The organism is Achromobacter sp. CSND-B12 (assembly GCF_052906545.1).
The window spans coordinates 3,320,054-3,338,947 of sequence record NZ_JBREGJ010000001.1; the positions used below are offsets into that span (position 1 = coordinate 3,320,054).

At 67.3% G+C, this 18,894-nt stretch carries 14 protein-coding genes; 9 read left to right on the plus strand and 5 right to left on the minus strand.

Features of this window, described 5'->3' with window-relative positions; all coding sequences use genetic code 11:
- Positions 1 to 88 precede the first annotated feature (88 nt).
- Positions 89 to 1,006, minus strand: coding sequence for a LysR family transcriptional regulator (locus ACUTAG_RS15640; protein WP_006388076.1), 918 nt, complete (start codon positions 1,004 to 1,006; stop codon positions 89 to 91).
- Between the two features lie 258 nt (positions 1,007 to 1,264).
- On the opposite strand from ACUTAG_RS15640, the gene ACUTAG_RS15645 reads away from it, so the two are divergent.
- The 6 genes from ACUTAG_RS15645 (at position 1,265) to ACUTAG_RS15670 (ending at position 7,051) form a co-directional block, all read left to right on the plus strand.
- Positions 1,265 to 2,035 (plus strand): 5-oxoprolinase subunit PxpA, encoded by a 771-nt coding sequence (locus ACUTAG_RS15645; protein ID WP_006388077.1) that lies wholly within the window; start codon positions 1,265 to 1,267, stop codon positions 2,033 to 2,035.
- Between the two features lie 39 nt (positions 2,036 to 2,074).
- The gene (locus ACUTAG_RS15650) at positions 2,075 to 2,317 is read left to right on the plus strand and encodes an acetyl-CoA carboxylase (RefSeq protein ID WP_006388078.1); all 243 of its coding nucleotides are present in this window, start codon (positions 2,075 to 2,077) and stop codon (positions 2,315 to 2,317) included.
- 3 nt (positions 2,318 to 2,320) lie between these two features.
- The gene (locus ACUTAG_RS15655) at positions 2,321 to 3,709 is read left to right on the plus strand and encodes an acetyl-CoA carboxylase biotin carboxylase subunit (protein ID WP_148317780.1); all 1,389 of its coding nucleotides are present in this window, start codon (positions 2,321 to 2,323) and stop codon (positions 3,707 to 3,709) included.
- Positions 3,706 to 4,581, plus strand: coding sequence for a 5-oxoprolinase subunit B family protein (locus ACUTAG_RS15660; RefSeq protein ID WP_148317778.1), 876 nt, complete (start codon positions 3,706 to 3,708; stop codon positions 4,579 to 4,581). Before ACUTAG_RS15655 ends, ACUTAG_RS15660 begins: the two co-directional genes overlap by 4 nt.
- On the plus strand, positions 4,571 to 5,560 hold the full coding sequence (locus tag ACUTAG_RS15665; RefSeq protein ID WP_446650245.1) for a 5-oxoprolinase subunit C family protein: 990 nt from the start codon (positions 4,571 to 4,573) through the stop codon (positions 5,558 to 5,560). Before ACUTAG_RS15660 ends, ACUTAG_RS15665 begins: the two co-directional genes overlap by 11 nt.
- A gap of 153 nt (positions 5,561 to 5,713) precedes the next feature.
- On the plus strand, positions 5,714 to 7,051 hold the full coding sequence (locus ACUTAG_RS15670; protein ID WP_020925601.1) for a purine-cytosine permease family protein: 1,338 nt from the start codon (positions 5,714 to 5,716) through the stop codon (positions 7,049 to 7,051).
- A gap of 130 nt (positions 7,052 to 7,181) precedes the next feature.
- On the opposite strand, the gene ACUTAG_RS15675 is transcribed toward ACUTAG_RS15670, so the two are convergent.
- The 3 genes from ACUTAG_RS15675 to ACUTAG_RS15685 form a co-directional block, all read right to left on the minus strand.
- Complete coding sequence (locus tag ACUTAG_RS15675; protein ID WP_020925600.1) at positions 7,182 to 8,648, minus strand: glutamate synthase subunit beta; 1,467 nt, start codon at positions 8,646 to 8,648, stop codon at positions 7,182 to 7,184.
- A gap of 8 nt (positions 8,649 to 8,656) precedes the next feature.
- Positions 8,657 to 13,396 carry a glutamate synthase-related protein gene (locus ACUTAG_RS15680; RefSeq protein ID WP_006388084.1) on the minus strand — a complete coding sequence of 1,580 codons (4,740 nt, stop codon included), beginning with the start codon at positions 13,394 to 13,396 and terminating at the stop codon, positions 8,657 to 8,659.
- A gap of 353 nt (positions 13,397 to 13,749) precedes the next feature.
- Positions 13,750 to 14,553 (minus strand): hypothetical protein, encoded by an 804-nt coding sequence (locus ACUTAG_RS15685; RefSeq protein ID WP_026383366.1) that lies wholly within the window; start codon positions 14,551 to 14,553, stop codon positions 13,750 to 13,752.
- Between the two features lie 235 nt (positions 14,554 to 14,788).
- Here ACUTAG_RS15685 and fghA point away from each other — a divergent pair, with 235 nt between their 5' ends.
- From fghA to rpoH, 3 genes are all read left to right on the plus strand, one after another.
- The gene (gene fghA / locus ACUTAG_RS15690; RefSeq protein ID WP_148317774.1) at positions 14,789 to 15,652 is read left to right on the plus strand and encodes an S-formylglutathione hydrolase; all 864 of its coding nucleotides are present in this window, start codon (positions 14,789 to 14,791) and stop codon (positions 15,650 to 15,652) included.
- Positions 15,653 to 15,750: 98 nt separating this feature from the next.
- A complete protein-coding gene (locus tag ACUTAG_RS15695) occupies positions 15,751 to 16,440 on the plus strand; it encodes a hypothetical protein (RefSeq protein WP_148317772.1) in 690 nt (229 codons plus the stop codon).
- A gap of 203 nt (positions 16,441 to 16,643) precedes the next feature.
- The gene (rpoH, locus tag ACUTAG_RS15700; RefSeq protein ID WP_006388088.1) at positions 16,644 to 17,528 is read left to right on the plus strand and encodes an RNA polymerase sigma factor RpoH; all 885 of its coding nucleotides are present in this window, start codon (positions 16,644 to 16,646) and stop codon (positions 17,526 to 17,528) included.
- A gap of 387 nt (positions 17,529 to 17,915) precedes the next feature.
- Here rpoH and ACUTAG_RS15705 read toward each other — a convergent pair whose 3' ends face one another.
- Positions 17,916 to 18,758, minus strand: a complete 843-nt coding sequence (locus ACUTAG_RS15705) for a phosphodiesterase (RefSeq protein WP_148317769.1) — start codon at positions 18,756 to 18,758, stop codon at positions 17,916 to 17,918.
- Positions 18,759 to 18,894 lie beyond the last annotated feature (136 nt).

An 18,894-nucleotide genomic window follows, 5' to 3' on the forward strand; every position in this document is an offset into this window, starting at 1 on the left:
TCGCAGAGGCGGGAAAAGCCGGTCTTGACGTGTATCAAGCCGCGACACGGCGCGTGGTTGCGGCGCCACAGTTACGCGTCAATCGGACTCAACGCAAGGTATCGGTGCCACGCGGCACCGCATAGGCGTGGCGGAAATAGTCGCGCACCGCGCGCATCGGACCCGTGATGTCCGCGCCCTTGCGCCACGCCAGTCCCACGTTCATCGGCGGGATCGGATCCTTCAGCTGGATGGTCTCGATGCGGCGCCCTTCCAGCGACCACGGGCGATAGACCATGTCCGACAGCACCGCCACGCCGCCGCCATTGGCCACCATGCTGCGCACCGCCTCCACAGACGAGGTGCGCAGGCGCACGTCGGGACGGAATGGCGTTTCGCTCCAGTAGCGCAGCGCGGTGTGCGCGGCCTCGTCGACCGTGAGCATGATGAACGGCTCGTGCGCCACGTCTTCCAGCGTGACGGTATCGCGCGCCAGCAGCGGATGCCGCGCCGGCACCCACAGCCGACGTGGCGAACCGAAGAAGTGTTCGACCGCCAGTTCCGGGTTCACCACGTTCGAGGTCAGCAGCACCGCCATGTCATAGCGGTGCGCGATCAGGCCTTCCTCGATGGCGTTGCGGTTGAGCTCGTGCAGCTGGATGTCCAGGTTGGGATAGAGCTGCGACAGGCGCTGCAGGTGGTAGGGCAGGAAGTAGCCGATCACGGTGTACGACGCCGCCAGCAGCAGGCGGCCGCTCTCTCGCCCGTCGGCGCTGGGCATGCGCAGCGCCTCGTCGACCGACGACAGGATGTTGTAGGCGTGGTTGAGAAAGCCGCGTCCGGTTTCGGTCAGCGCCACGCCGCTGGCGCTGCGCTGGAACAGCGGCGAGCCGACGATCTCTTCGAGTTCACGGATGGCGGTGGTGACCGCCGACTGCGAGATCGCCAACTGGATCGCCGCCTGCGAGATCTGTCCGAGTTCGGCGGCCGCGACGAAATATTTGAGCTGCCGGAGGGTGAGCGACATGGCGGCAATATCTGATTAATTGATAGTAAGCCACCAGAATATCTGTTTATCCGCGCCATAGGGGTGCGCGGAATCTCAGGGAAATCCCTGAAATTTCATGGGAATTCAGCAGCCGCCCTGATTTGGTGCGCAATGCGGGGCATCAAAAATTCAGATAACCATTGATCCAAAAAAAGAACTTTTTATCCCTTGGACGCTTCGCTACTGTGCAGGCAGTGCGCGGGCCACCGGCCCGCGAATGGAAGGAGATCCTGTTTCATGAGCAAGGCGACGATAGACCTGAACTCCGACATGGGCGAAGGCTTTGGTTCCTGGAAAATCGGCGATGACGTGGACGACGCCATCATGCCGCTGATCAGCTCGGCCAACATCGCCACCGGCTTTCATGCCGGCGACCCCAACATCATGAACCGCACCGTGGTCATGGCGCGCGAGCACGGCATCGGCATCGGCGCCCATCCCGGCTTTCGCGACCTGGTCGGCTTCGGCCGCCGCGACCTGAACGAGAACGCCGAAGGCCTGGTCAACGACATCGTCTACCAGGTCGGCGCGCTGCGCGAATTCGCCCGCCTCTATGGCCTGCGCCTGCAGCATGTCAAGCCGCATGGCGCGCTGTACATGCGCGCCGCGCGCGACGAAACCCTGTCGCGCCGGCTGGTGCAGACGCTGCGCGACCTGGAGCCGACGCTGATGCTGTACTGCATGGAGAACTCGCTGACGTGCAAGGTGGCGCGCGAGCTGGGCCTGCCGGTGGTGCGCGAGTTCTATGCCGACCGCGACTACGACGCCAGCGGCTCGATCGTGTTCACGCGCTACACCCAGGCCCTGGATCCGGAGCAGGTGGCCGACAAGGTGCTGCGGGCGTGTACCGACGGCAAGGTGCGCACCGTCGACGGCCGCGACATCCCGATCGGCTTCGATTCCGTCTGCATCCACAGCGATACGCCCGGCGCGCTCGGCCTGGTGCAGGCCACCCGCGCCCGCCTGGAGGCGCACGGCATCCGCATCGCGCCGCCGCAGTTGTCCTGATCCGCCCATCATTCCCATACATTCCAAGGAGAAAACCCCATGTCGCAGCAAGAGATCCAGAGCCCCCTGCCCGGCACCTTCTACCGCCGTCCCAGTCCTGATGCGGCGCCGTTCGTCGAAGTGGGCGCCACCATCAAGCCCGGCGACGTGGTCGGCATCGTCGAGGTGATGAAGCAGTTCAACCAGATCGAGGCCGAGGTCGGCGGCGTGGTCGCCGAGATCCTGGTGGCCGATGGCGACCCGGTCGAACCCGGCCAGGCCCTGCTGCGGATCGAGGGCTGAGGCATGGGCGTGCATTCCTTCTACCGGCCGCGACGCATCCACACCCTGCTGGTCGCCAACCGCGGCGAGATCGCGCTGCGCGTGATCCGCGCCGCGCGCGAGCTGGGCATGCGCACGGTGGCGGTCTACAGCGACGCCGATCGCGATGCCCTGGCGGTGCGCCTGGCGGACTCGGCGGTGCATATCGGTCCGGCCCACGCCACCCGCAGCTATCTCAATGCCGACGCCCTGCTGGCGGCGGCGCGCGACAGCGGCGCCCACGCGATCCATCCCGGCTATGGCTTCCTGGCCGAGAACGCCGACTTCTCGCAGGCCGTGACCGACGCCGGCCTGGTGTTCGTCGGGCCCGACGCCCAAACCATCCGCAGCATGGGCGACAAGGCCGCGGCGCGCGCCTGCGCCAAGGCGGCGGGCGTGCCCACCGTGCCGGGCAGCGAGGGCGTGGTCGGGTCGCTGGACGAGGTCCTGAGCCACGCGGCGCAGATCGGCTATCCGTTGATGATCAAGGCGTCCGCCGGTGGCGGCGGCCGCGGCATCCGCGTGGCGGCCGACGAGGCGCAGTTGCGCGAGGCCATACCGATGGCGCAGGCCGAGGCGCGCGCCGCATTCGGCGACGGCGGCGTCTACCTGGAACGCTACCTGCCGCGCGCCCGCCATATCGAGGTGCAGGTATTGGGCGACGGCGAACGCGCGGTGCATTTGTTCGAGCGCGAGTGCTCGCTGCAGCGCCGCCGCCAGAAGGTGTTCGAGGAAGCGCCGTCACCGGCGCTGAGCCCCGCGCTACGCCAGGCGCTGTGCGAATCCGCGCTGCGCCTGACCGAATCGGTGGGCTATCGCGGCGCCGGCACGCTGGAATACCTGTACGACGAGACCCGCGGCGAGTTCTACTTCATCGAGATGAACACGCGCATCCAGGTCGAACATCCGATCACCGAGGCGATCACCGGCATCGACCTGGTGCGCGAGATGCTGCGCATCGCCGACGGCGAACCGCTGCGCTTGAAGCAATCCGACATCGTCATGCGCGGCGCCGCGATCGAGTGCCGCCTGAACGCCGAAGATCCGGCGCGCAACTTCGCGCCCGGTCCCGGCACCGTGTCGCACGTGCGCTGGCCGGCCGGGCCGGGCGTGCGCATCGACTCGATGGTGTATGCCGGCAGCGTGGTGCCCCCCTACTACGATTCGCTGCTGGCCAAGCTGATCGTGTGGGACGAGAGCCGCGACGCCGCGCTGGCGCGCATGGCGCGCGCGCTGGACGAAACCGAATTCGAAGGCGTGCCGTCGACGCTGGCCCTGCATCGCGCCCTGGTGGCCGATGCGGGCGTGCTGGCAGGCGACTATCACACCAACTATCTGGAAAGCTGGATGCAGCAGCGGGAGGGGACCCAATGACGGTGCGCTACACCCATGGCGGCGATGAATTCATCTTCGCCGAGATCAGCGAATCGATGTCGCTGGCCGCGTTCTTCAAGGGCATGGCGATCACGCGCGCGCTGCGCGAACGCGCCGTGCCCGGCGTCACCGAGATCTGCCCGGCCAACGCCTCGTACCAGATCCGCTACGACCCCGAGCAGGTCGCGCCCGAATCCATGCTGGCCATCCTGCGCGAGATCGAGGCCGGCATCGACCTGGACAACCTGCGGCTCGACACCCGCGTCATCGAGGTGCCGGTGCTCTACAACGATCCCTGGACCCACGAGACGCTGATGCGCTTTCGCGAGCGCCACCAGGACCCGGAATCGACCGACCTGGAATACGCCGCGCGCATCAACGGCTTTGCCGATACCGATGCATTCATCGCCGCGCATTCCAGCGCGCCGTGGTTCGTGTCGATGGTCGGCTTCGTGGCCGGGCTGCCGTTCATGTTCCAGATGGTCGAGCGCGAACGCCAGCTCGAAGTGCCCAAGTACCTGCGGCCGCGCACCGACACGCCCAGGCACACGGTGGGACATGGCGGTTGCTTCGCCTGCATCTATTCCGTGCGCGGCGCGGGCGGCTACCAGATGTTCGGCGTGACGCCCGCGCCGATCTTCGAGCCCGCGCAGCGCCAGGCGCACCTGCGCGACTCGATGGTGTTCTTCCGTCCCGGGGACATCGTCAAGTTCAAGCCGATCAGCCGCGCCGAGTACGACGCCGCGGTGGCCGAGGTCGAGGCCGGCACCTTCCAGCTCGACATCCGTCCCGTGTCGTTCTCGCTGTCCGAATTCATGGCGGCGCCCGAACAGTACAACGCCCGCCTTCTGGAGACGCTCCATGTCGCATGACGAACCGCTCATCGAAGTGATCAAGCCCGGGCTGGCGACGTCGGTCCAGGATCGTGGCCGCCAGAGCTACTACCACCTGGGCATTCCGCCTTCGGGCGCGCTGGACCAGTACGCGCTGGCCGCGGCCAACCTGCTGGTGGGCAACCCCGAGGACGCGGCGGTGCTGGAATGCACGCTGATGGGGCCCGAACTGCGCTTCACGCGCGCGGCGGTGATCGCCGTCACCGGCGCCGCCATGACGCCCAAGATCGATGGCCAGGCACAGGCCTGCAACACCGCGCTGGCGGTGCCGGCCGGCGCCAGGCTGTCGTTTGATTTCGTGCAGGCCGGCGCGCGCGCCTGCCTGGCGATCGCCGGCGGCATCGACGTGCCCGAGGTGCTGGGCAGCCGCTCGACCTACACGCTGGGCGCCATCGGCGGCTTCGAGGGCCGCCGCCTGCAGGCCGGCGACCGCCTGCGCGTGGGCGCGCCGCGCCCCGGGACGCGGGTCGGCCGCGCGCTACCGGCGGCGCTCGCCGGCGAGTGTCCCAAGGAACAGGTGCTGCGCGTGGTGCCGGGCCTGTACGACCATCGCCTGATGCCGGAATCGGCCGCCTCGTTCTACGAGGACGCCTGGAGCGTGACCTCGGAGGCCGACCGCATCGGCTACCGCTACAAGAAAGGCCGCGCCCTGAAGTTCCGGCCGCGCGAGCAACCGTTCGGCGCGGGCGCCGATCCGTCCAACATCGTCGACGCCTGCTATCCCATCGGATCGATCCAGGTGCCGGCCGGGGTCGAGCCCATCATCCTGCACCGCGACGCCGTGTCCGGCGGCGGCTACGCCATGATCGGCACCGTGATCAGCGCCGACCTCGACAAGGTCGGCCAGATGCAGCCCAACCAGCAGGCCCGCTTCGAGCGGGTCACGCTGGAGACGGCCTTGCAGGCCCGCAAGGACTACCGCGCCCGCCTCGAGCGGCTGCGCGCCGCCCTGGGCTGATCCGCGCCGCGCTTTCCCCTTGATTGCTGCTTTCCCTCCGGCCCGTTCCGACGGGCCGGACGGGCGCGCTCGCGCCTGTGCATTCGAGTTTCACACGCTGCACGCCGTACCCGTCCGCATTCCGCGGTTCTTCAGCACGTCAGGAGAGCCTCCATGGCCAACCTTGCTTCCAGCTCCACGTCCTCAGACCGGGACACTTCCCTCGCCACCGTGGCCGATGCCGACCGCATGGGCCGATTCCCGCTCACCATGGCCTGGTGGGCCGTTTGCAGCGCAATTTTCTATATCGTGGTCGGCGCCACGCTGGCGCTCAACTACGGCGCCCGCAACGCCATCATCGGCATGGTGCTGTCGGTGATTTCCTATGGCCTGATCAACGCCGTGATCTCGCGCTACGCCATCCGCACCGGCCAATCGGTGGCGCTGTTCTCGCGCGCGGTGTTCGGCACCTCGGGCGCGGCGCTGGCCACCCTGATCTTCTTCGCCACCGCCATCTACTACGCCGTGTTCGAGGGTTCGGTGATGGCGGTCGCCGCGCACCACATGTTCCCGTCCGTGCCCTATTGGGCCTTCGCGCTGCTGGTGGTCGTCTACAGCGTGCTGCTGATCTTCGGCAGCGTGCAGCGCTGGCTCGACAAGTTCAACGGCGTGCTGTTGCCGTTCTACCTGGGCGGCCTGCTGCTGGCCGTGGCGCTGGCCACGCGCGAATACGGCTACAGCGACGCCTGGCTGGCGTTCGGCCCGGCCGGCGGGCCGGTGGCGGGCGGCTGGTGGGACGCCTACGTGTACTACATGGGCGTGTGGATCCTGATGATGTTCACCTTCGACTACGCGCGCTTCGGCCGCCGCGAGGACGCGCGCTACCACGGCCGCTACAACTTCGGCATGCCGTTCTACCTGGTCACCTTCCTGCTCAACGGCGTGGCCGGCATCTACCTGGTTGCGATCATTCCCGGCGACGGCGCCTTGAGCGAGGTGTCGGTGGTGCTGGCGCTGCTCAAGCTGATGGGCCTGGGCGGCCTGTTCTTCGTGTGGGTGACGCAGACCCGCATCAACACCGCCAATTACTATCTGGCCACCATCAACATGCAGGCCTTCTTCGCGCGCTTCGGCCTGGGCCGCTGGCCGAAGGCGGCATGGGCGGTGGTGGTGGGCCTGGTGTCGTACGCGCTGATGCTGTTCGACGTGTTCGCCTATCTGCTGCAGGCGCTGGCCTACCAGGGCATCTTCGTGGTGGCGTGGGTCGCGGTGGCGCTGGTGCACATCCTGGCGGTGGGCGAGACCGCGCCGGCGCCGGGCGGCGGCAGCGCCTACAACCGGCGCGGGCTGGGCGCCTGGTTCGCGGGCGCGGCCAGCGGGCTGGTGCTGATGCACATGAGCGGCCTGGCCGCGAGCTTCGCCGCGCCGGCCAGTTTCGTGGTGGCGGCCGCGGCCTACTGGCTGGGGCAGGCGGCGGTATCGGGCCCGCGCATGCAGCGCGGCGGTGCCTAGGGCGTACCGCGTTCAAAGGCGTGTCGCGCCGGGGCGTCGGCGACCGCGCGGTCGCTGCGGCCGGCGCGACAAGAAGCAAAACGGCCGGCTCCCGCAAGGAAGCCGGCCATTGCCGTCTGGCGGGCGCCGGTCAGCGCGGCAGTTCGGAACTGCCCATCAGGTAGGCATCGACCGAGCGGGCGCACTGGCGGCCTTCGCGGATGGCCCAGACCACCAGCGACTGGCCGCGGCGCATGTCGCCGGCGGTGAAGACCTTTTCAACGTTGGTGCGGTAGTCGTCGGTGTTGGCGCGCACGTTGCCGCGCGCGTCGCGGTCCACGCCAAAGGCGTCCAGCACGGTCTGCACCGGCGACACGAAGCCCATGGCCAGCAGCACCAGGTCGGCCTTGATCTCGAATTCCGAGCCTTCGACCTCACGCATCTTCATCTGGCCCGTCGACTCGTCCTTGAACCACTCGACACGCGAGCCGACCAGTTTTTCGACCTTGCCGTTGCTGCCCTTGAGCAGCTTGGTGGTCACCGACCAGTCGCGTTGGCAGCCTTCCTCGTGCGAGGACGAGGTGCGCATCTTCAGCGGCCAATAGGGCCAGGTCATGGCCTTGTTCTCGGACTCGGGCGGCTGCGGCAGCAGCTCGAACTGCGTGACCGAGGCGGCGCCGTGGCGGTTGCTGGTGCCGACGCAGTCGGAACCGGTGTCGCCGCCGCCGATCACCACCACGTGCTTGCCCTTGGCCAGCGTCTGGTCGGTTAGGCGGTCGCCGGCCACGGCCTTGTTCTGCTGGCGCAGGAAGTCCATGGCGAAGTACACGCCCGACAGCTCGCGGCCCGGCACCGGCAGGTCGCGCGGGGTTTCCGAGCCGCCGCTCATCACCACGGCGTCGAATTCGGCCAGCAGCGATTCCGGCGTGCGCACGGTCAGGCCGTCGGCCACCGGGTCGGACGGGTTGCCGATGTAGGTCGAGGGCGCGAACTCCACGCCTTCGGCTTCCATCTGGGAAATGCGGCGGTCGATCTGGTGCTTTTCCAGCTTGAAGTCGGGAATGCCGTAGCGCAGCAGGCCGCCGATGCGGTCGCTCTTCTCGAACAGCGTGACCGAGTGGCCGGCGCGCGCCAACTGCTGCGAGCAGGCCAGGCCGGCCGGGCCGGAGCCCACCACGGCGACCTTCTTGCCGGTCTTGCGCGCCGGCACTTGCGGCGCGACCCAGCCCTCGGCCCAGCCCTTGTCGATGATGGCGTGCTCGATGGACTTGATGCCCACGGCGTCGCTGTTGATGTTCAAGGTACAGGCGGCCTCGCACGGCGCCGGGCAGATGCGGCCGGTGAATTCCGGGAAGTTGTTGGTGGAATGCAGCACATCCAGCGCGCGGCGCCAGTCCTGCTTGTACACCAGGTCATTCCAGTCGGGGATGATGTTGTTGACCGGGCAGCCGTTGTTGCAGAACGGGATGCCGCAGTCCATGCAGCGCGCCGCCTGCTGCTTGGCCTGGTCGTCGGTCAGGTGCAGCACGAATTCGCGCCAGTTCTTCAGCCGCTTCTGCGGGGCCTCGGAGGCCTCCTGCAGGCGCTGGTATTCCATAAAGCCGGTAATCTTTCCCATGGTATCCCTCACGCAGCCAGTTGTTGCGGGTTGGCTGCACGCCACATTTCACCCAATGCGCGGCGGTAGTCCGTCGGCATGACCTTTACGAATTTGCCGCGCGAGGCTTCCCAGTCGCCCAGGATCTCGCGGGCGCGGAAGCTGCCGGTGTAGCGGAAGTGGTCTTCCACCAGGCGGCGCAGGATGGCTTCATCCGTTTCGCGTTCGCCGCCGCGCTGCGCGCTGTGCCAGACGTCGATGTTGTTCTGCGCCTGCTGCTCGGCATGCGGCAGCACGGCTTCGAGTTCGACCATCGACAGGTTGGCGCGATGCTTGAGCGTGCGCTCCGGATCCCACACGTACGCCACGCCGCCCGACATGCCGGCGGCGAAGTTGCGGCCGGTGGCGCCCAGCACCACCACGGTGCCGCCCGTCATGTATTCGCAGCCGTGGTCGCCGGTGCCTTCCACGACCGTGGCGGCGCCCGAGTTGCGCACCGCGAAGCGTTCGCCGGCCACGCCGTTGAAGAAGGCTTCGCCGGCCAGCGCGCCGTACAGGACGGTGTTGCCGGCGATGATGTGGTCGGGGCCGAAGCCGCGGAAGTCATTGGGCGAGCGCACGATGATGCGACCGCCCGACAGGCCCTTGCCGACATAGTCGTTGCCTTCGCCCACCAGGTCCATGGTGATGCCATGGGCCAGGAACGCACCGAAGCTCTGGCCGGCGGTGCCGTTGCACTGGATGTGGATGGTGTCGTCCGGCAGGCCGTCGTGGCCGTAGCGCGCCGCCACCGCGCCGGACAGCATGGCGCCGATGGTGCGGTTGCGGTTGCGCACCGGCACGATGAACGAGACCTTCTCGCCGCGCTCCAGCGCGGGCTTGCTGCGCTCGATCAGCTGGTGGTCCAGCGCGCCGGCCAGGCCGTGGTCCTGCTCTTCGGTCTGGCGCACGTCGGCGTCGGATTGGGTCTGGTGGAACACGCGGGCGAAGTCCAGGCCCTGCGCCTTCCAGTGCTCGACACCCGAGCGCATGTCCAGCAGGTCGGCGCGGCCGATCAGGTCGTCGAACTTGCGGATGCCCAGCTGGGCCATGATCTCGCGCACTTCCTCGGCGATGAAGAAGAAGAAGTTGACGACGTGCTCGGGCTTGCCCTGGAACTTCTTGCGCAGCTCCGGATCCTGCGTGGCCACGCCCACCGGGCAGGTGTTCAGGTGGCACTTGCGCATCATGATGCAGCCTTCCACGACCAGCGGAGCCGTGGCGAAGCCGAATTCATCGGCGCCCAGCAGCGCGCCGATGACGACGTCGCGGCCGGTCTTCATCTGGCCGTCGGCCTGCACGCGGATGCGGCTGCGCAGGCGATTCAGGACCAGCGTCTGCTGGGTTTCGGCCAGGCCGAGTTCCCACGGCGTGCCGACGTGCTTGATGGACGACACCGGCGAGGCGCCCGTGCCGCCGTCATGGCCGGCGATCACGACGTGGTCGGCCTTGGCCTTGGCCACGCCGGCGGCGACCGTGCCGACGCCGACTTCCGACACCAGCTTGACCGAGATCGAGGCCTTGGTGTTGACGTTCTTCAGGTCGTGGATCAGCTGCGCCAGGTCCTCGATCGAGTAGATGTCGTGGTGCGGCGGCGGCGAGATCAGGCCCACGCCCGGCACCGAGTAGCGCAGCTTGGCGATGTACTCGGACACCTTGTGGCCGGGCAGCTGGCCGCCTTCGCCGGGCTTGGCGCCCTGCGCCATCTTGATCTGGATCTGGTCGGCCGACGACAGGTACTCGGCGGTGACGCCGAAGCGGCCGGAGGCGACCTGCTTGATCTTCGAACGCAGCGAATCGCCCTTCTTGAGCGCGACGTCGGCTTCGATGCGGTCGGAGCCGAGCAGCGAGGCCAGCGTGTCGCCGTCCTTGATGGTGCTCTTGCCCTGGCGCATTTCGGCGCGATAGCGCAGCTCGTCCTCGCCGCCTTCGCCGGTGTTGGACTTGCCGCCGATGCGGTTCATGGCCACGGCCAGCACCGAGTGGGCCTCGGTCGAGATCGAGCCCAGCGACATGGCGCCGGTGGCGAAGCGCTTGACGATTTCCTTGGCCGGCTCGACGTCATCGAGCGGAATGGCGCGCGACGGGTCGAAGCGGAACTCGAACAGGCCGCGCAGCGTCATGTGGCGGCGGCTCTGGTCGTTGATGATCTGCGCGTATTCCTTGTACGTGCGGTAGTTGTTGGCGCGCGAGGCGTGCTGCAGCTTGGCGATGGAATCGGGCGTCCACATATGCTCTTCGCCGCGCACGCGATAGGCGTACTCGCCGCCCGCGTCGAGGTCGTTGGCCAGGACCGGATCGGTGCTGAACGCGGCCCGGTGCTGGCGCAGCGCCTCTTCGGCCACCTGGAAGATGCCGATGCCTTCGATGTTGGAGGCGGTGCCGGTGAAGTACTTGTTCACCAGGCTGCTCTGCAGGCCCACGGCTTCGAAGATCTGGGCGCCGGTATAGGACATGTAGGTGGAGATGCCCATCTTGGACATCACCTTGTTCAGGCCCTTGCCGATTGCCTTGATGAAGTTCTTGACGGCCTTTTCCGGGTCGCTCATCTTGCCCAGCGATTCCAGCGCCAGGTAGGGATGGATGGCTTCGGCGCCGTAGCCGCCCAGCAGCGCGAAGTGATGCACTTCGCGGGCCGAGCCGGTTTCCACCACCAGGCCGGTGTTGGTGCGCAGGCCGGCGCGGATCAGGTGCTGGTGCACCGCCGAGGTGGCCAGCAGGGCGGGGATGGCCACGCGCTCGCTGTCGACCAGGCGGTCCGACACGATCAGGATGTTGTAGCCGCTCTGCACCGCGTCCACGGCGCGCGCGCACAGCGCGGCCACGCGGGCTTCGATGCCCTCGGGACCCCAGGCGGCCGGGTAGGTGATGTCCAGCTCGAAGCTGCGGAACTTCTTGCCGGTGACCTGCTCGATGTCGCGGATCTGCGCCATGGCGGCGAAGTCCAGCACCGGTTGCGACACTTCCAGGCGCAGCGGCGGATTGACGTTGTTGATATCCAGCAGATTGGGCTTGGGGCCGATGAACGACACCAGCGACATCACCATCTGCTCGCGGATCGGGTCGATCGGCGGGTTGGTGACCTGGGCGAACAACTGGCGGAAGTAGTTGTAGAACGGCTTGGCGCGGTCGGACAGCACGGCCAGCGGGGCGTCGTTGCCCATCGAGCCGATCACTTCCTCGCCGGTCGAGGCCATGGGCTCGAGGATGAACTTGTAGTCTTCCTGGGTCCAGCCGAAGGCCTGCTGGCGATCCAGCAGCGACACCGACGATTGCGCCGGCACGCCGGCCTGGCGCGGGGCAGGCAGCGATTCCAGCTTGATCTGCAGCCGCTCGATCCACTGGCGGTACGGACGGCTGTTGGCCAATTGCAGCTTGATCTCGGCGTCGTCGATGATGCGACCTTGCTCCAGGTCGATCAGGAACATCTTGCCCGGCTGCAGGCGCCACTTCTTGATGATGCGGTTCTCGGGGATCGACAGGGTGCCGGCTTCCGAGGCCAGGATGACCATATCGTCGTCGGTCACCAGGTAGCGCGCCGGGCGCAGGCCGTTGCGGTCGAGCGTGGCGCCGATCTGGCGGCCGTCGGTGAAGGCGACCGCGGCGGGGCCGTCCCACGGCTCCATCATGGCGGCGTGGTACTCATAGAAAGCGCGGCGGCTTTCGTCCATCTGCGTGTGCTGTTCCCAGGCTTCCGGGATCATCATCATCATGGCGTGGGCCAGCGAGTAGCCCGAGTTCACCAGCAGTTCCAGGCAGTTGTCGAACGTGGCGGTGTCCGACTGGCCTTCGTAGACGATGGGATAGAGCTTTTTCAGGTCGTCGCCCAGCACGGCCGACTGCATCATGCCTTCGCGGGCGCGCAGCCAGTTGAAGTTGCCCTTGACCGTGTTGATTTCGCCGTTGTGGGCGATCATGCGGTACGGGTGGGCCAGCGGCCAGGCCGGGAAGGTGTTGGTCGAGAAGCGTTGGTGCACCAGCGCCAGCGCCGACACGGTGCGCGGGTCGGCCAGATCGCGGTAGTAGCGGCCGACCTGGTCGGCCAGCAGCAGGCCCTTGTAGACCACGGTGCGCACCGAGGCCGAGGGCACGAAGTATTCCTTGCCATGCGCCAGGTGCATGTTCTGGATGGCGTGGCTGGCGGTCTTGCGGATCACGTACAGCTTGCGTTCCAGCGCGTCGGGCACCATCACGTCGGCGCCGCGGCCGATGAACAGCTGGCGGATCACGGGTTCGCAGTCGCGCACGGTGGGCGACATCGGCATGTCGACGTCCACGGGCACGTTGCGCCAGCCCAGCACGACCTGGCCTTCGGCGCGCACCGAGCGCTCCAGTTCCTGTTCGCAGGCCAGGCGCGAGGCGGTTTCCTTGGGCAGGAACACCATGGCCACGCCGTATTCGCCGGGCGGCGGCAGGGTGATGCCATGCTGGGCGAACTCGTCGCGGTAGAGCGTGTCGGGAATCTGGATCAGGATGCCGGCGCCGTCGCCCATCAGCTTGTCCGCGCCCACCGCGCCGCGGTGATCGAGGTTCTCCAGGATCTTCAGGCCCTGCTGGATGATGGCGTGGCTTTTCTTGCCCTTGATGTGCGCCACGAAGCCCACGCCACAGGCGTCATGTTCGTTCTTGGGGTGGTACAGGCCCTGGGCGGGCGGCAGACCGATGCGGCTGGCATCGATCGGGGTCGCCTTGGGGGTGGGACAGGAATCGTTCGGGGTGGTGTGGGGCATGGCGCGCTCCGCAGTAAAGACTGCGTTCCAATGTTGCAGTGCAGGAACGGACAATACCCCCGCGCGTAGTAGGGTGCAATAAGAATATAAGGGGTGTGACCCTAATTAAAGCAATGCACCGCCGTAGGGCATTAATATGGTGACGCATCAACAGGCGCGTCAGACAAGGCTTCCCAGGGTGCACCTTTCGCAAGGGGTGGCGCCAGGGTGGATTACCCCCTGTTTTCGTGATGGTGTGTCCCCGTTTATTGTGATGTTTTTTGGCCGCGCACCAACCGGCGGCCGGCAAGCGCAGGCCGCTGTCGGTCGGTGCGTCCCGAAACGGCCATGAAAAAGCGCCCGAAGGCGCTGTGTCAGGAAGTGGAACCGCCGCCGTTGCCGGAACCCGGTCCGTGGCCGTTGGCAGTCGGCGGCGAGGCCGGTGGCGTGGACGCGGCCGGGTCGGCATCGACGGCGGCCGGCGCGGCCGGCTTCTTGCGCGGGCGTCCGCGCTGGCCTGGCGCCACGCGGCGGCTGGCGGTATGCGCCAGGCTGGCGATGAAACTCGGGCCGCCCAGCGCCCATTGGCCGGAGACCGCCTGGTCGATGCGCTGGGTTTCCTCGCGCGACAGGCCGTCCTGCAGACGTTTGCGGTAATTGGCCTGGCGGTCGAACGGCGTGTTGCCGCAGGCCCAGTAGTCGGCATGATCGGACTGCCACTGCGCCGGGGCGGCGGTGGTGTTGCCGGTGTGGCTGGAAGCCGACGACCACGGCCAGGAATCGGGATCTTGCGAGGCGCCGCTGCGCACCGGATAGGTTTCCAGCCACACCAGCGCCGGCAGCACCCAGGCGCCGGGCTCGAGCAGGGCCGAGCGGTAGCGGCCGGCGAACACCCGGCCGCCGCGCAGGCGCGCGGCCAGGTTGCGGCCCAGCGTCTGCATCAGGCGCGGCAGGCCTTCCTCGTCGGCGGGCGTGGCCAGCAGCAGGATGCGATCGTTGGCAAGCAGCCAGCCGTGCACCGACACACGATGACGCTGGGCGGATTCGCCCAGCCACGCGGCAAGCTGGTTGAGGATATCGGCCGGGGCGGGCTGGGACGGCGCCGCCAATGGCTGAATGAAGTTGGCCTGCACCAGTTGGGGCAGCCCAGGGGCGTACAGACGGGGCAGACGGGCCATAGTGTCAGGGCTTGCGCTTCCAGAAGAACGGGTTGTCTTCTCTCACGTATATAAATAGTGCCACGGTGGTCGCTGGTCAAGTCCCGCGATCACAATATGGGCACGGAATCGATACTTTTTGTGGGAAGGACTCCGTGTTTCGGGCAGGTTAACATTCGGCGACGGATCGTCGTACCGTGGATATACCCTAATCCCGCCCGAATTTTGTTCAGCCTCAGACCCGGAGACCGCTGCCATGCCCGCCGCCCTGGAACTCATTTCCCAGCATCGCTGTTTTGGCGGTTCGCAGCGCTATTACCGCCATGAGTCGGCCGAGATCGGCCTGCCGATGCGTTTTTCCGTGTTCGTCCCGCCCCAGGCCGAGCAGGGGCCGGTGCCGGTGCTGTTCTACCTGGCCGGCCTGACCTGCACCGAGGAAACCTTCATGATCAAGGCCGGCGCCCAGCGCCTGGCCGCCGAGCTGGGCGTGATGCTGGTGGCGCCCGATACCAGCCCGCGGGGCGCCAACGTGCCCGGCGAGGACGAAAGCTGGGACCTGGGCACCGGCGCCGGCTTCTATCTGGACGCCACCACCGGCCCCTGGCGCGCCCATTACCGCATGGACAGCTACCTGACGCGTGAATTGCACGCCATCGTCACCAGCGCGCTGCCCGGCGACGCCGCGCGCGTCGGCATCTTCGGGCACTCGATGGGCGGCCATGGCGCCCTGGTGCTGGCGCTGCACAACCCTGGCCAGTTCCGTTCGGTCTCGGCCTTTGCCCCGATCGCGGCGCCCAGCTTGTGCCCCTGGGGCAAGAAGGCATTCGGCGCCTACTTGGGCGAGAATCCCGACGACTGGGCCGCCTACGATGCCTCGGCGCTGATGCGCGGCTTGCGCCAGCCGTTTCCCGCGGGCATCCTGATCGATCAGGGCACGGCCGACCAGTTCCTGGCCGAGCAGTTGTATCCCGAGGTATTCGAGGCCGCCTGCGCCACCGCCGGCCAGCCGCTGGAACTGCGCCGCCAGGAAGGTTACGACCACGGCTATTACTTCATCTCCACGTTCATCGAGGATCACATCCGGTTTCACGTCGAGCGGCTTGGAAAACCGGCGGCCTGACGCCCCGCTTCTATATACTGGGCGGCCTGCCGAGACAGGCCCGGGGCGCCCGGCATCCGACGCCCGGCCGCGGCGCTCTATGCATAGGATCGCCTGATTTGATCAACGGAATCGCTCCCTTCGTCTGGATCCTGCTGGCCGCGGTGGTCCTTTTCCTGCCGGGTATGGCGATGCTGCTGGGCCGGGGCGGTCCGCGCGACGAGCGCGGCAGGCGCACCTTCCAGTTCCGGCCCGTGCGCCGCCTGTTTGGCCTGATGCTGCTGTTGCTGGGTGGCGTCTCGGGGCTGCTGGCCCTGTCGCTGGTGCAGTTCTTCCGCCTGACCACCGACGAGCCGGTGGCGCGCATCGAGGTGCGCCAGCAGGCCGAGGGCCAGTTCCAGGTCAGTGCCACCGCGCCGGGCGTGGGCGCCAAGCGGTATGTGCTCTATGGCGACCAGTGGCAGATCGACGCCCGCGTGGTGCGCTGGAAACTGCCGGCGCTGATGGCTGGCATGCCGCCGTTGTATCGCCTCGAACGCCTGTCCGGCCGATATAGCGATGCGGCGCGCGAGGCCTCGGCCACCCGCTCGGTCCACGCCCTGGACGACTGGCCTGCGCCGGACCTGGGTTCGCTCAAGCAGAGCTTCCCGAACTGGTTTCCCTTCGTCGATGTCCAATTCGGCAGCGCGGCCTACATGCCGTTGTTCGACGGCGCGACCTACCAGGTCTACATGGATCCGCGCGGCGCCTTGTTCGTGCGGCCGGACGGCGAGGCCACCGCCGCCGGCTTGAAGCGCCTGGGCTGGTAGGCGTCCGACTCTGCGGCCGCGACCCGCCGGCCGGGCTTGAGGGCGCAAGGCACGCTGCCATCGAGGGCCGGCAATTTAAAATTGGGGACGCACTATAAAAGGGAAACTTTGACGCGCCGCAATAGTCGAATTAGCACTCCCTTTACTAGAGTGCTAACATCGAATCCATGTCTTTACCCCTTTGCATTCCGGAGACTGCCGCAATGAAGCAACCCAGTACCTCGTTGGCCACGTCCGGCAACGCCCTGGCGTTGGCCATCGCCAATCCGGGCGCACTCGGCACGATCGATGCCTACATCTCGGCCGTGAACCGCCTGCCGGTCCTGTCGGCCGAACGCGAAACCGAACTCGGCCGTCGCCTGCGCGACAGCGAAGACCTGGGCGCCGCGCGCGAGCTGGTGCTGTCGCACCTGCGCCTGGTGGTGTCGGTGGCGCGCCAGTACCTGGGTTATGGCTTGCCCCACGCCGACCTGATCCAGGAAGGCAATGTCGGCCTGATGAAGGCCGTCAAGCGTTTCGACCCCGAGCGCGGCGTGCGCCTGGTGTCGTTCGCCGTGCACTGGATCAAGGCCGAGATCCACGAATACATCATCCGCAACTGGCGCCTGGTAAAGGTGGCCACCACCAAGGCCCAGCGCAAGCTGTTCTTCAACCTGCGCAGCATGCGCCCGGACGGACAGACGCTGGATCCCGAGCAGGTCGATCACATCGCCCGCGAACTGAACGTGCGCCGCGAGGACGTCAGCGAAATGGAAGTGCGCCTGTCGGGCCGCGACATGTCGCTCGAGAACCAGGACGACGATGACGACAGCTACGCGCCCATCGCCTACCTGTCCGACGAAGGCCGCCAGGAGCCGACCCGTGTGCTGGAACGCGCCGCTCGCGACCAGTTGCAGAGCTCGGGGCTGTCCAGCGCGCTGGAAGCGCTGGATCCGCGTTCGCGTCGTATTGTCGAAGCCCGCTGGCTGCAGGACGACGGCGGCGCCACGTTGCACGAACTGGCGCAGGAATTCGGCGTGTCGGCCGAACGCATCCGCCAGATCGAGGCCGCGGCGTTGAAGAAGATGCGCGGCAATCTGGCCGCCTGATTACTGACTGCTTCCCCGCCGTACCCATGCAAAGGGCCGCGATTCGCGGCCCTTTTGCTTTGCGCCGACGGCCGTGCGCGCCGGCGGGAGGGGTGTGCCGCGGCGATGGTCGCGGCGCACCAATAAATTGATACAAATTCGCTGCGAAATAACGGGCGATTTCAGAAACTTAATGAAGCTCGCCCCGCCTAACTTCACGTAGACCGCGAACTTTGGTTGGCAGTCTTGTCATCCGTCTCGGCTTCTCCTCTTTCCCCTCCCCTATGAGACGGATGCTTGCGGGGCACCACGCATATGGTGCCCCGTTTTTTATTGCGCGCGCCAAACGCGTGACGTAGCAGGCGGCCGCGCTGCCAAAGCGTTGTGGGGTTGTCAGGCCGCCGGCTCTCAGGCCGCCCGCGCGCTGTCCGGACCGGGCTCGGCGCCCGTGTGCCACAGCGCGTCCTGCACGCGCCGCACGCCGGTGGCCATGGAGCCGTCCTGGTAGAGCTTGATCCAGCGGTAGCCGGGCGCGAGGTTGTCGACCACGTGCTTGCCATCGCGGATGCTGAACTGGAAGCAGGTGGAAGGCGTGGCCAGCATGCGCAGGTTGTGGCGGCGGCGGTCGAACTCGTGATGCACATGGCCCCACAGCAGTACCCGCACCTGCGGCCAGCGCGTCAGCAACTTGAACAGCGCCTGGGGATTGTCGATCATCATCGAGTCGTGCCAGTGGCTGTCGATCTGCATCGGGTTGTGGTGCATGGCCAGTAGTGTGTGGCGCCCGGGCGCCTCGGCCAGCGCGGCCTCCAGCAGATCCAGTTGGCTGTCGGGCAAGTGGCCGGCGTTCGAGCCCGGCACGGTGGTGTCCAGCGAGATCACGCGCCATGCGCCGACGTCGGTCACCGGCGTCGACCATTCGGGCAGTTCCTGGCGCAGCGCGGATGGCAGGTCGTGGTTGCCGGGCAGGCAACGGATGCGGACGCCATCCAGCGCCGGGGCGGCGCCGAGCATGGCGGCCAGGCGTCGATAGGCGGCGGGCTCGCCGTCCTGGGACAAATCGCCGGTGGCCAGCAGCAGGTCGGGGCGTTTGCCGTCGGCCTCGATCTGCCGCAGCACGGCGCGCAGGCTGGCGTCGGTATTGACGCCAAGCATCACGGTTTCCGGCTCGCCGAAAAGATGGCAATCCGTCAATTGGACCAGCATGGCGGGCGCGTCATTGCGCCGTGCCAGGGAGTGGACGCGTACCAAGTACGGCTCCTGCGAAGTTTCTGCACGGCCCCTACCTTACCGAAAAAACACGCCCGGGCGCGTATCGCCCGCGCCGGCCAGGGTAACGAAACGTGCGGCCGAACGATCTGTTCGCCGGAATCGACAGGAAAACCCG

Excerpts from the sequence above, each read along its gene's own strand:
- ACUTAG_RS15640 (WP_006388076.1), bottom strand. The coding sequence starts at position 1,006 with ATGTCGCTCACCCTCCGGCAGCTCAAATATTTCGTCGCGGCCGCCGAA.
- ACUTAG_RS15645 (WP_006388077.1), top strand. The coding sequence starts at position 1,265 with ATGAGCAAGGCGACGATAGACCTGAACTCCGACATGGGCGAAGGCTTT.
- ACUTAG_RS15650 (WP_006388078.1), top strand. The coding sequence starts at position 2,075 with ATGTCGCAGCAAGAGATCCAGAGCCCCCTGCCCGGCACCTTCTACCGC.
- ACUTAG_RS15655 (WP_148317780.1), top strand. The coding sequence starts at position 2,321 with ATGGGCGTGCATTCCTTCTACCGGCCGCGACGCATCCACACCCTGCTG.
- ACUTAG_RS15660 (WP_148317778.1), top strand. The coding sequence starts at position 3,706 with ATGACGGTGCGCTACACCCATGGCGGCGATGAATTCATCTTCGCCGAG.
- ACUTAG_RS15665 (WP_446650245.1), top strand. The coding sequence starts at position 4,571 with ATGTCGCATGACGAACCGCTCATCGAAGTGATCAAGCCCGGGCTGGCG.
- ACUTAG_RS15670 (WP_020925601.1), top strand. The coding sequence starts at position 5,714 with ATGGCCAACCTTGCTTCCAGCTCCACGTCCTCAGACCGGGACACTTCC.
- ACUTAG_RS15675 (WP_020925600.1), bottom strand. The coding sequence starts at position 8,648 with ATGGGAAAGATTACCGGCTTTATGGAATACCAGCGCCTGCAGGAGGCC.
- ACUTAG_RS15680 (WP_006388084.1), bottom strand. The coding sequence starts at position 13,396 with ATGCCCCACACCACCCCGAACGATTCCTGTCCCACCCCCAAGGCGACC.
- ACUTAG_RS15685 (WP_026383366.1), bottom strand. The coding sequence starts at position 14,553 with ATGGCCCGTCTGCCCCGTCTGTACGCCCCTGGGCTGCCCCAACTGGTG.
- fghA (WP_148317774.1), top strand. The coding sequence starts at position 14,789 with ATGCCCGCCGCCCTGGAACTCATTTCCCAGCATCGCTGTTTTGGCGGT.
- rpoH (WP_006388088.1), top strand. The coding sequence starts at position 16,644 with ATGAAGCAACCCAGTACCTCGTTGGCCACGTCCGGCAACGCCCTGGCG.